This is a genomic window from Corynebacterium sp. SA-MJD20WY100 (genome assembly GCF_039822565.1).
GTDB classification, from domain to species: Bacteria; Actinomycetota; Actinomycetes; order Mycobacteriales; family Mycobacteriaceae; genus Corynebacterium; species Corynebacterium phoceense_A.
Genome location: NZ_JBCJKS010000033.1, coordinates 1 through 13,724, shown reverse-complemented (window position 1 = coordinate 13,724; position 13,724 = coordinate 1). Strand labels below are relative to the sequence as shown.

Sequence of the window (13,724 nt, the reverse complement as noted above, 5' to 3'; positions counted from 1 at the left end):
GGCCGTGGCCTACCCCGACCGCTTCGACCAATACCTCTAAGAAATCAAGCCCCACACACAATCAACTTGACACGCTCAGAGCAAAGGTTCCACCCCGCCAGCAAGAGCCCTCGGGCTTTACCACCAACGTGGCCAGGCGGGGTGGTCGTTGTTTAATCCTCTTCTCGAATCCCCTCAACAATCCTCACCGTCTCCACCGCCACACGCGTGACCTTCGCGATGAGGTCCACGATGTACCGCGGATTGCCCACCTCGTCGGCCCAGTCGTTGGGATCATTCACGATTCCCGATGCCTTGTCCTTCTTCACCTGGTACCGGTCAATAATCCACGCCAGCGCGGACCGCGAGCCAAGCATGTACTCGTCCGCCTCGGCCGGAATGTCGCGCACCGTCACGGACTTGTTGTAGACGAGCGTCGTCACGTCATTAACGTTCTTCCCAGTAGACGGATCCTTCTTCTTCGCCCACTTCATCTTCTGCACGCGCCACGTCTCGCGGTCGTTCTCGTCCGCCGATGCCTTCACCTCCACCGTGACTGGCCACGGCTCCACGTCCTCGTAGTTCACATGCAGATCCATGAGCTCCCGGCCGGCGGCAGTCAGCTGGTCGAACCGCGCCCGCGACGTCGGCGTTTCGATATGCGGCAGCATCTTCTTCAGGTCTGCGGCGTACTTCTCCCGGTAGCCGGGGTCGTGCAGCTGTCCGTAGACGAAGTAGAAGATGTCATCCTTCGTCACATCCGAGCCCAGCGCCTCGTGGTAAATCCCAAGAATCTCGTCCGTGATGTTGTCCACGCGCCGGTATCCATCGAGGATTTCTCCTTCCGTACCAGGCTCCGAGCCTTCCGATGCCCCCATCCCAAAGTCCAGCTCACCCTCCGGCGCCTCGACGGGCTCCCAGGTCCAGCGTGGGAAGAATTGGCCAGCATTGGAGCCCCAAAAGGCGAGATCCGGGATGCGCGTTGTAGCGAGCGCTGAAAATGGCTTTGAGCTTCCGGGATTGACGACGTAGAAGCCTGAGTTATCGTGCCAGGATGTAGGAAAGATTCTCGGGAGCTGATAGCGGCGTTGGTTAACCGAGGAATGGAAATAGGAATATTGAGCGCCGAATGGCCTATAGATTGATAGCGTTACGCACTCAGGTGAGTAAACGATGCGCTCATTTCTCGCCAATAGCTGTTTTAGATTCGCATCCCACGAGATACGTGACAGGTCCAAATACTCCGGGTTCTCAGAAAGGAATCGGGTTACATCGGATTCTCGAGGTTTTGATAGGCCAGCGTTTGAAACCCACTCGGGAAATACCGCTCGTGCCGCTTCATACGTTGCGATTAGTAGCTCCATATTGGTCTCAACAGTTCGGCGCGAAAAACCGTAGCACCACGAATCACGGGCAGTCTTTAAGCCTGCAGAGAAACTCTTGAAGATTGTTGGAATGTCATCTGACTTCTTGTCGCCTAGGACAGGCCACGTCTCGAAGTCCTCATCGCGCTGATTGAGCCAGTCACCGTAAATATTGGGCTCAATAATTTGCCAATCGACATTATCGAGCGTGGAGCGATCAACAATCGCAAGTTTTTCGTCTGCACTGAGGTAGTCGCCAATATCGCGGTAGTGGATGGTGACGTCATCGGGAATTTCGCGCTTGACAGCAATGATGATGCTCACCCCGACACGAATGTTGAAAACGTTTCCGCCTTCGCGCTTAGCAAGCTCACCGGCAGTACGGGAATTGCCGCGAAGGTTGAGGACATAAATATCGCTGAGCTCGTCCTCCAAGGACAACCGGAAACCCGCTGCAGTGTTTCCGTCGATCCAGCCGTTATTCGTTACGAAGGCCATGACTCCGGAATCACCAAGGCGATCAATCGACCATCGAATAGCTCGCAGGTACGAGTCGTACAGTGAGTTTTTATTCGTTGCTGCGGAATTGGCGACGAACGTTTCCTCAATGCGCTTATCGAGCGTCGGGTACTTCAGGTTCGCGTTGTTGTCGTTCGCGCTCCTCTGACCCACGGAATAGGGCGGATTGCCAATAATGACATTGATCGGCACCGACTTCTGGCGTTCGATCGCAGCGTTATTTTCTTTGAATACTTTGAGATCGAGGATGTCGCCTTCCTCGTGGATCTGGAAGGTATCGGCAAGTGCGATGCCGTCGAACGGGATGTACTCCGGCTCGGGTTCACCATTTCGAAGAGCACGTTCAGCTTCAAGTGCGTTGAAGGTGGTCTCGATGTTGACCGCGGCGACGTAGTAGGCGAGCAGCATGATCTCAGTGGCGTGGAGTTCGCAAGCGTACTTGCGCGCGAGGTCCTCCGGCTCGATGAGGCCGGACTGGAGGAGTCGGACCATGAATGTACCGGTACCTGTGAAGGGATCGAGGATGTGGACGTCTTCGTCGGTAAGGCCCTTGCCGAAGTGCCAGCGGGAGATTTGATCGGCGGAGCGGAGGATGAAGTCGACGATTTCGACTGGAGTGTAAACGATGCCGAGGGCCTCGGACTGCTTCTTGAAGGCCTTGCGGAAGAATCGCTCGTAGAGGTCCTTGATGACTTGTTGCTTGCCGGAAGCGGAGGAGACCTCGGAGGCGCGCACGCGCACGGACTCGTAGAAGTCGGTCAGAGACTTGGTCTCAGACTCGAGCTTGGCGTCCGAGAGCGCATCGACCATGCGCTGCATGACGCGAGCGACCGGGTTGTGCGCGGCGAAGTCGTGCTCGGTGAACAGCGCGTTGAATACCGGGGCAGTGATCAGGTGCTGCGAGAGCATGCTGATGGCTTCGTCCTCGGTAATCGAGTCGTTGAGGTTCCCGCGTAGTCCCTCGATGAAGACCTCGAATTCCTTGCGGATCGTGTCATCCGCAGCATTGATGAGTGCCTTGATGCGGGCGATCTGTGCCTCGGCGATCGTGGCGACATCGTCAGCCCAGTCCTCCCAATAAGTACGCGTACCGACCTTGTCGACCAGCTTGACGTACATGGCTTCCTGCCAGGCCTCGAGGGAGAACAGCGTCATCTGCTCGGGGGTGAGTTCCTGCTCACCGGAGGACTCAGATTGGCTGGCCGGGGTGGCATCGGAAGCATCGAGCTTTGCCTTTGCCTCCTTGGCCTTGTCTTCGTTGGTTTGCTCCTCGTCTCGCTTCGTCTTCTTCACGCGCTCGATGTCGATGGGCAGCTCGACCTTCTCGTTGAGCGCAATTGAGTTGACCTTCGCATTGAAGCGGTCATCGTGGGCGCGCAGGGCGTTGAGGATCTGCCAGACCACGCGGAAGCGTGTGTTGTCATTGAGGGCCTGGGACGGGGAGACTCCCGGCGGGATGGCGACGGGCAGGATGATATAGCCGTAGTCCTTGCCCTCGGCTTTGCGCATGACGCGGCCGACGGACTGGACGACGTCGACCATGGAATTGCGAGGGTGGAAGAAGATGACGCTATCGAGGGCGGGGACGTCCACGCCCTCGGAGAGACAGCGAGCGTTGGTAAGGATGCGAGTCTCGTCCTCAGGGATGGAGGACTCGAGCCACGAGAGCTTATTGCCGCGCTCGAGGGCGTTCATGGTGCCATCGACGTGCTCGACGGCGACTTGGAGATCGATGTTGAGCAGGCTCACGTCGTTGGTGGCGGCGTGGCCCTTGAGCTGCTCTTGGTACTGGCGGATGAGCGTGGGGAAGGTCTCTTGGATAGTCTTCGAGGCCTTGATGTCCTTGGCGAAGGCAACGGTGCGGCGCATGGGTTGAGCACCTGCCTCGAAGCCGGACTTCGTGTCCTGCTCGGCACCCGAACGCTTCGCGAGTCCGTTCCACGCGCCGATCATGGCAGAGGCGGTGGTGAGGTTGATTTCGTTGGTGGGGTAGGCGGCGAGGACGTCCGCGGCGATATCTTCCTCGACCGTCATGACGAGGACCTTGTAGTCGGTGAGCAGACCCTTGTCCACGGCCTCGCCGAAGCCGAGGCGGTAGAACTCGGGGCCGTAGATGGCCTCGTCATCCATGGAAGCAAGCTCCGCGGAATGTTCCTCGGCCTTGCCCTTGACGTTGTCGTCGAAGAGTCGGGGAGTCGCGGTCATGTAGAGACGCTTGTTGGCCTTGATGTATTTTTCGTCGTGGATCTTGACGAAATTAGAGGCGTCCTCCCCGGCGAGGGTGACGCCGGTGGTCCGGTGGGCTTCATCGCAGATGACGAGATCGAAGTCATCCATGCCGAGCTCTTGGGCTTCGTGGATGGCCTCGATGGACTGGTAGGTGGAGAAGATGACGTTGAGGCCTTGGCGGCGCTTGCCTTGCTCCGTACGCAGCTTGATGTCCGCACCGTTGGTGGAGACGGGGACATCAAGATCGTAGGAGGCGATGTCCTCGGCCTTCTTGGAGACCTTCTGGTCGGAGCATACGGCGTACGGCTTGAGCGGCAGATGCTGCTGCGACTGGGCGGTCCATTCCTTGAGCGTTTGAGACAGCAACGAGATGGACGGTACGAGGAAGAGGACGCGGGCCTTGTTGCCGTTGAGCTCCGCGAAGCGCTCGGCGAGGCGCAGCGCAGTGAAGGTTTTGCCGGTGCCGCAGGCCATGATGAGCTTGCCGCGGTCGTGGGCCTCGAAGCCGGCGATGGCCTTGGCGATGGCCTCCTCTTGGTGCGGACGCGGCTGGTAGACCTCTTTGCGGGTTAAGTTAATGGCGATGTCGCTGCCGGGGAACGTGATGTCCCAGTCGATGGGGGACTCAGCGATGGAGGCGGTGCCGATGCGGTTGGTAGGGATGAGCTGGTTGTCCAGCATTTCCTCCGCGTTCTTGCTCCAGCGGTCCGTGGTGGAGATGATGATGCGCTGGGCGAAGGAGTCCTTGCCGTGCTCGGTATCAAAGGAGCGGCCAGATTTCTCGAAGAAGGAGTCGAGGTGGGACTTCTGGAGGTAAGCGGTTGGCTCATAGAACTTGCACTGGATGGCGACCCAGCGGCCGTCCTCGCGGCGGCGGGCTACAAGGTCAATGCCGGTATCGGACTGTCCGTCGTAGTATTTCCAGTCGATGAAGCGTCCGACGTCCTCGTACTCTTCGCTCAACGTCGGGTCATTGCGGAAGTAATTGACCATGAGCTTTTCAAAGGCGATGCCGTACTTGCCTTGCGGCTGGTTCTTGCGCAGCTGGTCGAGGACGTCGGAGAAGGTAGACATGGTCTCTATTATGGCGGGTACTGACGAGCTATGAGTCGAGAGACTCGAATTAGCTTCCTAGATGTGTCGGCCCGCTCTGAGTATGCCCGGTAAGCTGCAGGTATGACACAAAACGCCACGCCGGACGACGGTGAGAAGAAGGGGGCACGGCCAAGCCCTGCCGTCGCTGCGCCCAATAGCGGGGAGCTCGTGCTCACGGAGGTGCCCCAGGAGTATGGCTCGGCGGGGGAGACCGCGCGGCACTTGTCGCGCCGGGCGTGGGGGTTGGTTGCGCGCCGGGTGCGCCATGAGTTCTTTATGAACGCGATGATGGACCGCGCGGCGACGCTCACGTTCTTTACGGTGCTCACGGCGCTGCCCATGGTGTTGGGCGTGTACTCCATTGCGACGTTGGTGCTCGCGCGCAATGAGGAACAGGTGCAGAAGCTCACGGCCGATTTCATCGGGACATATTTGCCACAGGAATGGGAGAATGCCGCGCAGCGGGTCGTGGATGCGGTGGTGGGCTCGACGCAACAGTCGACGCTCATGCTGGTGTTATCGGTGGTCCTCGCACTGTTTTCGTCCTCGGCGTATGTGCGGGCGTTCGCGCGCAGTGCCAATGCGATGTATGGGCGAGTGGAAGGCCGCGGGCTTGTGCGCACGTGGACAGTGATGTGGCTTCTCACCATCGCGATGGTGCTGGGCGCCGTGGTGATCTTTGTAGCGCTCATGTTGCAGCGCGACATCGTGGTGGGACTGTTGCGGCCGTTTGGTGGGGTCGCGGGTGTTTCTTCGGTGCGTTCTTTCCTCGTCGATTCCTTCCTGCCGGGGTGGCAATGGCTGCGCTGGCCGGTCGTGGCGGTGATGAGCGTGACACTGTTGGCGTTGCTGTATCGCTTCGCGCCGAATGTGCGGACGCGGAAATTTCAGTGGCTCACGGTGGGCTCAACCACCGCGTTGCTGGGCGCTGTCGTGGCGTGGGGACTGGTGCGGGTCTATCTCACGGTGGTGGGGGCGCGCAGCGCGTACGGCGCGCTGGGGACGGTCATCATCGCGCTGTTTGCGTTGTGGATCATGAACACGCTGTTTATCCTCGGCGTGAAGATCGACGCGGAGATTACGCGCGCGATCGAGTTAGAGCGAGGGCTTGAGTCGGAGCGCGTTATTCAGGCGCCGCCGCGCGCGACGGACTCGGCGGTGGCGCAGTCCGCCGCTGTGAGAGAACTGGAGGGGCTAGGCAAGGAGATTCGCGGTCAGGCGCGCTCGTAGACGGTGCGGCGGTGGCGGATTAGGAGACCGCTTTCGAGGACTTGAGTCCCGTACGGCAGTGGGGCTGGGGTGGGAGCGAGTAACGTCGTAAAGGACGTGAGGGCGCGCGGGAATGCCAGAATAATGGGCCGCGAGGTGGGTGTTCCCACATGAAGAAGTAACGGCGCACGAGACGTTCGGCCGGGCTGCCCACGATTTTTTGTAGTTCGACGAAGAGGGCGTCGTCCTGGGTGAGGCGTTCGGTGCCCAGGGCCATGAGGAGCTTCACCTTCGTCTCCTTGGTACCGAAGTAGTGGCGCACCAGGCCTGGGTCGACGCCGGCCGTTGCGGCAGTAGAGCTCGGCGGCATCGCAAAGCGCAAAGGCTCGGGAGGTACCGAGCCTTTATGGATATTAAACTATGAAAATTGGTGCCCCCAGCAGGAATCGAACCCGCGACACAAGGGGTAGAAACCCTCTGCTCTAATCCGCTGAGCTATGGGGGCGCAGCGCGGTCATATATTACACCAGCGCGGAATGAACTCTGTGATGGGTGGCGACTAGTGGTACTTCCCCTCGGCGCCGACCTCGAGGATGATGTCCACGAGCTGGTTGGCGGCGGGGGAGAGGTCCTTGTCCTTGCGGTAGATGAGGATGGCCTGCATGCCCGGGAAATCGCCCTTGATCTTTTTGAAGAAGACGTGGTCGCCAGCGTGGCGCTGGGCGGAGTCCGGAAGCAGGGCCACGCCGATGCCGCCCGCGACGAGCGGCATGGCGGTCTGCAGGGTGGAGACTTCCTGGATGTGGGCGGGCTTGGACTCGGGGTTCTGGAACCAGGCGGTGCGCAGGAGGTCTGGCAGGCCGGGGAACTCGTCATGGTGCTTAGGGAGGATCCACGTCTCCTGCGTGATATCGGCGAGCGAGACCTCGTCCGGGAGATCCTTGAGGCGCTCCGGTACGGCGAGCAGCATGGGGAACTCGGCGACGACGTGGACGACGAGCTGGTCTTGGTGCTGCTGCGCGAAGGCGCGCGGGTCTATGGACGGCATGAGGCCTAGGTCGATGGAGCCGTCGAGGACGCGCTCCAGCGTGATGATGGGCTCGGGGTCTTCGAGGAAGAGCTTGACGTTAGGGGCGATCTCACACATGCGGGAGAGGACCTCGGGCATAAAGGCCCAGTTGAACTCCGGGGCGGCGTTGATGGAGATGGAACCAGCGAGGCCGCCGGCGATCTCGCGGATGCGCTGGTCGGCCTCCGCCATGAGGGTTTCCATCTTGATGGCGATCTCGTAGAGGTAGTCGCCCGCCTCGGTCGTGGAGACGCCGGCGCGGCCGCGGAAGAGCAGCTGCACGTCGAGCTCTTTTTCAAGCTTGCGGATTGATAGAGACAGCGACGGCTGCGTCATGTCGAGCGCCGCAGCGGCGTGGGTAAACGACCCGTGGTCGACCACGGACCGGAAGTACGATAATTGTCGCGAGTCCATAGGGAAATATAATGCCATAATTGGAAATAATAGTCACTTTTCGTGGTGTAATGCTGACGTCGTAGAATGCGATACATGTCTGAAGAGCAGTTGTCCTCCCAGGATGGGGATGGTTTCGCAGTCGAGTCTGCCCCCGCCGCGCGGCGCCGCGCCCGGGGCTCCGCATGGATCTACGTCTGTATTGCCATCGTCGCAGGTATCGCGGCCGGCGGCATCGCGTCCTTCTTCCTTGCGGACTCGCTCAAGGCGCTCGGCATCCCGGATCCCGGTCGTGTGACGACGGTGGGTTTACCCTTCGTTCGTGCCGCCGCATGGATTGCCATGGCCACCTCCGTGGGCTCCTTCTTGGCCTCCTCCTTCTTCATTTCTCCGCGGGAACACGACGCTGAGACACTCAACACAGCGTTGCTTACCGTGGACGGACACGTCGCGAAACGGGTTGGCGCGCTAGCTGCTCTGGCCACCGCGGTCCTCGCATTGCTGGAAGTCCCGCTCGTCCTTTCCGATACGACGGGATCCTCGTTTACTCAGGTCCTCGACCCCCAGCTGTTTACCTATGCGTTCCCCAATGTCTCGACTGCGCAGGTGTGGCTGCTTACTGCGGGGCTCGCGGCCGCGGTGGGCATCGGCGGGCTTATCGCTTCGCGCTGGGGCTCCCAGCCACTCCTGTTGGTGGGCGCTGTCCTCATGGTCGTGCCGCTGGGCATGGAAGGCCACTCGGCCTCGGGCGGCGACCATGACTACGGCACGAACTCCTTCCTCTGGCACCTCATCTTCATGGTGCTGTGGGTAGGTGGGCTGCTCGCTCTGCTTGCGCATGGACGTCGCCTGGGACCGGATCTCACGATGGCCGTGCGCCGGTACTCCAACCTGGCGCTCTTCTCCGTCATCGTCATGGTGTGCTCGGGCCTTATCAACGCCGCCATCCGCATCGAATGGTCGGACTGGTTTACCACCCGCTACGGCCTTATTATCGTGGCAAAGTCAGTGCTCACGCTCGTGCTCGCGCTCTTCGGCTTCGCACACCGCCAGCTCACCATGCCTCAGTTGGAGTCGCGCCCGGAGCTCTTCCGCCGCGTCGCCTTCGTCGAGCTCCTCGTCATGGCGCTCACGGTCGGCGTCGCCGGCACCATGGGCCGCACGCCGCCCCCGCCGCCGCGCGATCCCAACCTCAACTCCATGCAGCTTCTGCTGGGCTACGAGCTTGACCGCGCTCCCTCTGTCGCCGGTCTCTTCACCCACTTCCGCTTCGATATCTTGTGGGGAACCCTGGGCCTGTTGCTCGCTGGTTTCTATGCGTACGGGGTCTGGCGCGTACGTCGGCGCGGCCTGACGTGGACGTGGACTCGTACAGCGTGGTGGATGGCCGGCTCCCTGGGCATGACGCTGTTTATGAGCTCGGAGCTGGGCATGTACATTCCCGCGCTCTACTCCATGCACATGCTGGGCCACATGGTGCTGTCCATGGTCGTTCCACTCCTGCTCGCGCTGGGCGCGCCGCTCACCCTCATGATGGAGGCCTGGGAGCCTGGATTTGGGCCGCACGAGTGGGCGCTGGCGGCGACGCGCTCGCGGATCGTCGGATTTATCACGCACCCGGCGGTCAACCTCGTGCAGTTCCTGTTCTTCTTCTACATTCTCTACCTGTCCTTTGACCTGTACGAGTACGCGGTCTCCGAGCACGCCGGGCACGTCATCATGAACGCGTGCTTCCTCGTCTCCGGCTACTTCTACTTCTGGGAGCTCGTGGGCCCCGACCCGATCCCGCACCGCCGGCCCACCGGCCTGCGCCTGCTTTTGCTGTTTATCTCCATGCCCATCCACCTCTACGCGGGCGTCTACCTCATGCAACTGGGCCAGATCCTGGGCGAGAACTTCTACCTTTCCCTCGACCTGCCGTGGAACCCGGACCTCGCCTACGACCAGAAGGTAGGCGGCGGCATCGCCTGGGGCTTCGGCCAGTTCCCGCTCGTCATCGTCTTTGGCACGCTCTTCCTCGAGTGGCTGCGCGAGGACCGCTCCGCGGCGCGACGCCACGACCAGAAGGCGGACCTCGACGGCGACCAGGATTTGGAGGACTACAACGCGATGCTCGCGCGCCTCAACGACGAGGATTACCGGTAGACAGAACCGGCAGGAACGCGCCGGTGAAACTGAGATACCGGTGAGAAAGCCCAATTTCTGTGGATAACTCGTCCCTTTCTGCCCACTCTATTGGGCAACCGCGAGGAGTTATCCACAGCTGCGGTTTTGGGGGTTGGCGCGGCGCATTCGGTGGTTCACGATGGTCCTGCGAGGGAAAATTCTTCCCCGCGTCGACTACCGAATAGAAGGAATAAACCTCATGTCTCAACTACCTGTCACCATCACCGGCCACCTCGTTGCAGACCCGCACATGACGCAGGTCTACAACGGCAACCTCAAGACCACCATGCGCGTGGCGTCCTCGCGCCGCCGCCGCAACCCGGACCCGGAGGGCCCCGAGTGGATCGATACGGACAACCTCTTCATCGACGTCGAGATGTGGGGAGCGCTCGCCCAGAACGTCCGCACGACGCTGCGCAAGGGCATGGCCGTCATCGTCCTCGGCTCGCTCAACACCATCGGCTGGAAGGACGAGGAAGGACGGAACCGCGCCAAGATTGAGGTGCGCGCCAACCAGGTCTCCCTCGAGCTGTCCCACTACGTCGCCACCGGCCTCAAGATCGGCGCCGATGCAACGGTCACCGGCATTCCCGTTCCTAACTTCGAGCACACGGGTCCGGACAAGATCCTGAGCCGCGGCGAGAACAAGGAATCCGGAAACACCGGAGATGCGCAAAATACCGGGGCCGATACGTCGGTGGACACGGCAGCGGACGCCCAGGCCGCGGCGGCATCGGAAAGCCCGGAGCCTGCTGCACCGTTCTAGGGGCCCGGCGCCGGGGGATGATGTACTCTTTGTGTTGTTTGACGTGTGTGCCCGGGCTGCGGGCACACTCACCCAACCGACGTAAAGGGGAACAATGGGCGAGTTCATCTACACGATGAAGAATGTGCGCAAGGCCATCGGCGACAAGGTCATTCTGGACAATGTCACCATGGCCTTCTATCCGGGCGCCAAGATCGGCGTGGTCGGCCCGAACGGTGCCGGCAAGTCGTCGATCCTCAAGATCATGGCGGGCCTTGATCAGCCGTCCAACGGCGAGGCTTTCATCGATCCGGGCAAGACCGTGGGCATCCTGCTCCAGGAGCCGCCGCTCGACGAAGAGAAGACCGTCCGCGAGAACGTGGAAGAGGGCCTGGGCGATATCTTCCAGAAGAAGCAGCGCTTCGAGGAAATCGCGGAAGAGATGGCCACCAACTACACGGACGAGCTCATGGAAGAGATGGGCAAGCTCCAGGAGGAGCTCGACCACGCGGATGCGTGGGAGGTCGACTCCAAGATCGAGCAGGCCATGGACGCCCTGCGCTGCCCGCCGTCTGACGAGCCCGTCACCAACCTCTCCGGTGGTGAGCGCCGCCGCGTCGCCCTGGCGAAGCTGCTGCTTTCCGAGCCGGACCTGCTCCTCCTCGACGAGCCGACCAACCACCTCGATGCCGAGTCTGTGCAGTGGCTGGAGAAGCACCTCGAGTCCTACCCGGGTGCCGTCCTCGCCGTGACCCACGACCGCTACTTCCTCGACCACGTCGCCGGTTGGATCTGTGAGGTCGACCGCGGCAAGCTTTACCCGTACGAGGGCAACTATTCCACGTACCTGGAGAAGAAGGCGGAGCGTCTCGAGGTCGCCGGCCAGAAGGACAAGAAGCTGCAGAAGCGCCTGAAGCAAGAGCTCGCCTGGGTCCGCTCCGGCGCCAAGGCTCGCCAGGCCAAGAACAAGGCCCGTCTGGCTCGTTACGAGGAGATGGCCGCCGAGGCCGAGCAGTACAAGAAGCTCGACTTCGAGGAAATCCAGATCCCGACCCCGCCGCGTCTGGGCAATAAGGTGGTCGAGGTGAAGAACCTCACCAAGGGCTTCGATGGCCGCGTGCTCATCAAGGACCTCTCCTTCACGCTGCCGCGCAACGGCATCGTGGGCGTTATTGGCCCGAACGGTGTGGGTAAGTCCACGCTGTTTAAGACGATTGTGGGCCTCGAGCAGCCGGACTCCGGCTCCGTCGAGGTGGGCGATACCGTCAAGCTGTCCTACGTCGACCAGGGCCGTGAGAACATCGACCCGGAATCCACGGTGTGGGAGGTCGTTTCCGACGGCCTCGACTATATCCACGTCGGCCAGAACGAAATGCCCTCGCGTGCCTACCTGTCCGCGTTCGGCTTCAAGGGCCCGGACCAGCAGAAGCCGTCCAAGGTGCTCTCCGGTGGTGAGCGCAACCGTCTTAACCTGGCGCTCACGCTCAAGGAGGGCGGCAACCTCATCCTCCTCGACGAGCCGACCAACGACCTTGACGTCGAGACCCTCGGTTCCCTCGAGAACGCCCTCGAGAAATTCCCGGGCTGCGCCGTGGTCATCTCGCACGACCGCTGGTTCCTCGACCGCACCTGCACCCACATCCTTGCCTGGGAAGGCAACGTGGCGGAAGGCCAGTGGTTCTGGTTCGAAGGCAACTTCGGCGATTACGAGAAGAACAAGATCGAGCGTCTTGGTGAGGATGCGGCACGTCCGTCGCGCGTGACCCACCGTAAGCTCACGCGATAGGAGATACGGTGACTGAAGAAAACAAGCACCACATCCATCGTGTGGCCGTGCGCTGGTCAGACTTTGACCGCTACGGCCACATGATGAACGCCAACTACGTGGAAATCGCGCAGGAGGCCCGCCTTATCTACGCCCAGGAACGCATTTTCCCGGACGTTCCGGAGTTCGCGGCCTTCGTGCGCCACCTTGAGCTGGATTACAAGAATCCCATCCAGCCGCAGGGCCTTTCCTCCGTCGAGGTTGAGTCGTGGGTGACCCGTATCGGCAATACCTCGTTCACCACGCGCCAGAACATCCGCGTGCCAGACGGCCCGGTGGCATGTGAGATTGACTGCGTCCAGGTTGCCGTTGATCTGCATACCGGATTGCCGCGCCCGCTCACCGAGCATGAGAAGGAGATCATCGGCGCCCACGCCGAGTAGACTCGATGCCACTACACCGTCGAGCACAGGAGGGCCTGTATGTCCACAGAAACGCTGCACATTGAAAGTGGCGCACAAGGACTGCAGGCCCTCTTGGCGCGTGCGGTGGGCCTCGACGCCCAGGCCATCGCGCGCCTGCGTCACTACGACCCAGAGACCGTCGAGGTCTTCGTCACGACACCCTTTGAGGTCGTCGCCGCACGCCGCGTTGTTGGCACCGTGGGGCGGGACGGCGCGTCCGTCTCCGCGAAAGACCTCCTTGATGCGGTCAAGGACGGCCGCGACGAGATTGGCACCCCGCGCGATGCCTCGTGGCCGGGCGCCCTGCCGCCGGCGACGGGCTTCCAGCTTCTCGATACCCTCCCGGTCCATGTTGTCCGCGACCTCGCCGACAAAGGTCAAGCCTTGGCCCGGCAGTTCTCAGGCCCTGCCGGGCCGCCGAGCTCGCTCATGAAGCAGACCGTGCTCACCGTCGAAGCCGACGGGACGAGCGTCGACATTCCCATGCGTCTCATTTTCGCGTGCACGAACTTAGGGCTTATCCCGGGCTTTAGCGCTCCCATGGATATCCCGCGCCACTTGCGGGTGGCCGCGCTCGGCCGCTGGGTGCGTGTCGATGCCCCCTTTGGCAGCGTCTACCACTCCTCGCGCCTCTCACTGTTCTAGCGCGAGCCCACCCCTTGGGTGGGCTTTTATTTTGCCTATTTGAGTATTCGAAACTATTGACGAACACATTTGGGGGTGGGTA

General features: G+C 61.4%; 9 protein-coding genes and 1 tRNA gene. 6 read left to right on the top strand and 4 right to left on the bottom strand.

All coding sequences use genetic code 11. From position 1 onward, the window contains the following. Positions 1–152: 152 nt before the first annotated feature. Complete coding sequence (locus tag ABJ196_RS12425) at positions 153–5,165, bottom strand: DEAD/DEAH box helicase (RefSeq protein ID WP_347307536.1); 5,013 nt, start codon at positions 5,163–5,165, stop codon at positions 153–155. A 102-nt stretch (positions 5,166–5,267) separates the two neighbouring features. Between ABJ196_RS12425 and ABJ196_RS12420 the strand changes: the two genes are divergently transcribed. Then, on the top strand, positions 5,268–6,416 hold the full coding sequence (locus ABJ196_RS12420) for a YihY/virulence factor BrkB family protein (protein ID WP_347307534.1): 1,149 nt from the start codon (positions 5,268–5,270) through the stop codon (positions 6,414–6,416). Positions 6,417–6,435: 19 nt separating this feature from the next. Here ABJ196_RS12420 and ABJ196_RS12415 read toward each other — a convergent pair whose 3' ends face one another. The 3 genes from ABJ196_RS12415 to ABJ196_RS12405 all read right to left on the bottom strand — a co-directional run bounded on the left by ABJ196_RS12415 (position 6,436) and on the right by ABJ196_RS12405 (position 7,896). Beyond that, positions 6,436–6,765, bottom strand: a complete 330-nt coding sequence (locus ABJ196_RS12415; protein WP_257036192.1) for a TetR/AcrR family transcriptional regulator — start codon at positions 6,763–6,765, stop codon at positions 6,436–6,438. A gap of 58 nt (positions 6,766–6,823) precedes the next feature. After that, positions 6,824–6,900: transfer RNA gene (locus ABJ196_RS12410), tRNA-Arg, on the bottom strand. Between the two features lie 54 nt (positions 6,901–6,954). Beyond that, a complete protein-coding gene (locus ABJ196_RS12405; protein WP_347307532.1) occupies positions 6,955–7,896 on the bottom strand; it encodes a LysR family transcriptional regulator in 942 nt (313 codons plus the stop codon). 57 nt (positions 7,897–7,953) lie between these two features. Between ABJ196_RS12405 and ABJ196_RS12400 the strand changes: the two genes are divergently transcribed. The 5 genes from ABJ196_RS12400 (at position 7,954) to ABJ196_RS12380 (ending at position 13,642) form a co-directional block, all read left to right on the top strand. After that, positions 7,954–10,002, top strand: a complete 2,049-nt coding sequence (locus ABJ196_RS12400) for a cytochrome c oxidase assembly protein (protein WP_347307530.1) — start codon at positions 7,954–7,956, stop codon at positions 10,000–10,002. 220 nt (positions 10,003–10,222) lie between these two features. Next, positions 10,223–10,789: a single-stranded DNA-binding protein gene (locus ABJ196_RS12395; RefSeq protein ID WP_347307528.1), complete on the top strand. Its 567-nt coding sequence runs from the start codon at positions 10,223–10,225 to the stop codon at positions 10,787–10,789. A 94-nt stretch (positions 10,790–10,883) separates the two neighbouring features. After that, positions 10,884–12,554: an energy-dependent translational throttle protein EttA gene (gene ettA, locus ABJ196_RS12390; RefSeq protein WP_066491926.1), complete on the top strand. Its 1,671-nt coding sequence runs from the start codon at positions 10,884–10,886 to the stop codon at positions 12,552–12,554. An 8-nt stretch (positions 12,555–12,562) separates the two neighbouring features. Then, positions 12,563–12,976, top strand: coding sequence for a thioesterase family protein (locus ABJ196_RS12385; protein ID WP_257068799.1), 414 nt, complete (start codon positions 12,563–12,565; stop codon positions 12,974–12,976). 39 nt (positions 12,977–13,015) lie between these two features. Continuing rightward, positions 13,016–13,642: a hypothetical protein gene (locus ABJ196_RS12380; RefSeq protein ID WP_347307525.1), complete on the top strand. Its 627-nt coding sequence runs from the start codon at positions 13,016–13,018 to the stop codon at positions 13,640–13,642. The last annotated feature ends 82 nt before the right edge of the window (positions 13,643–13,724 follow it).

Excerpts from the sequence above, each read along its gene's own strand:
- ABJ196_RS12405 (WP_347307532.1), bottom strand. The coding sequence starts at position 7,896 with ATGGCATTATATTTCCCTATGGACTCGCGACAATTATCGTACTTCCGG.
- ettA (WP_066491926.1), top strand. The coding sequence starts at position 10,884 with ATGGGCGAGTTCATCTACACGATGAAGAATGTGCGCAAGGCCATCGGC.
- ABJ196_RS12425 (WP_347307536.1), bottom strand. The coding sequence starts at position 5,165 with ATGTCTACCTTCTCCGACGTCCTCGACCAGCTGCGCAAGAACCAGCCG.
- ABJ196_RS12400 (WP_347307530.1), top strand. The coding sequence starts at position 7,954 with ATGTCTGAAGAGCAGTTGTCCTCCCAGGATGGGGATGGTTTCGCAGTC.
- ABJ196_RS12415 (WP_257036192.1), bottom strand. The coding sequence starts at position 6,765 with ATGCCGCCGAGCTCTACTGCCGCAACGGCCGGCGTCGACCCAGGCCTG.
- ABJ196_RS12420 (WP_347307534.1), top strand. The coding sequence starts at position 5,268 with ATGACACAAAACGCCACGCCGGACGACGGTGAGAAGAAGGGGGCACGG.
- ABJ196_RS12395 (WP_347307528.1), top strand. The coding sequence starts at position 10,223 with ATGTCTCAACTACCTGTCACCATCACCGGCCACCTCGTTGCAGACCCG.
- ABJ196_RS12380 (WP_347307525.1), top strand. The coding sequence starts at position 13,016 with ATGTCCACAGAAACGCTGCACATTGAAAGTGGCGCACAAGGACTGCAG.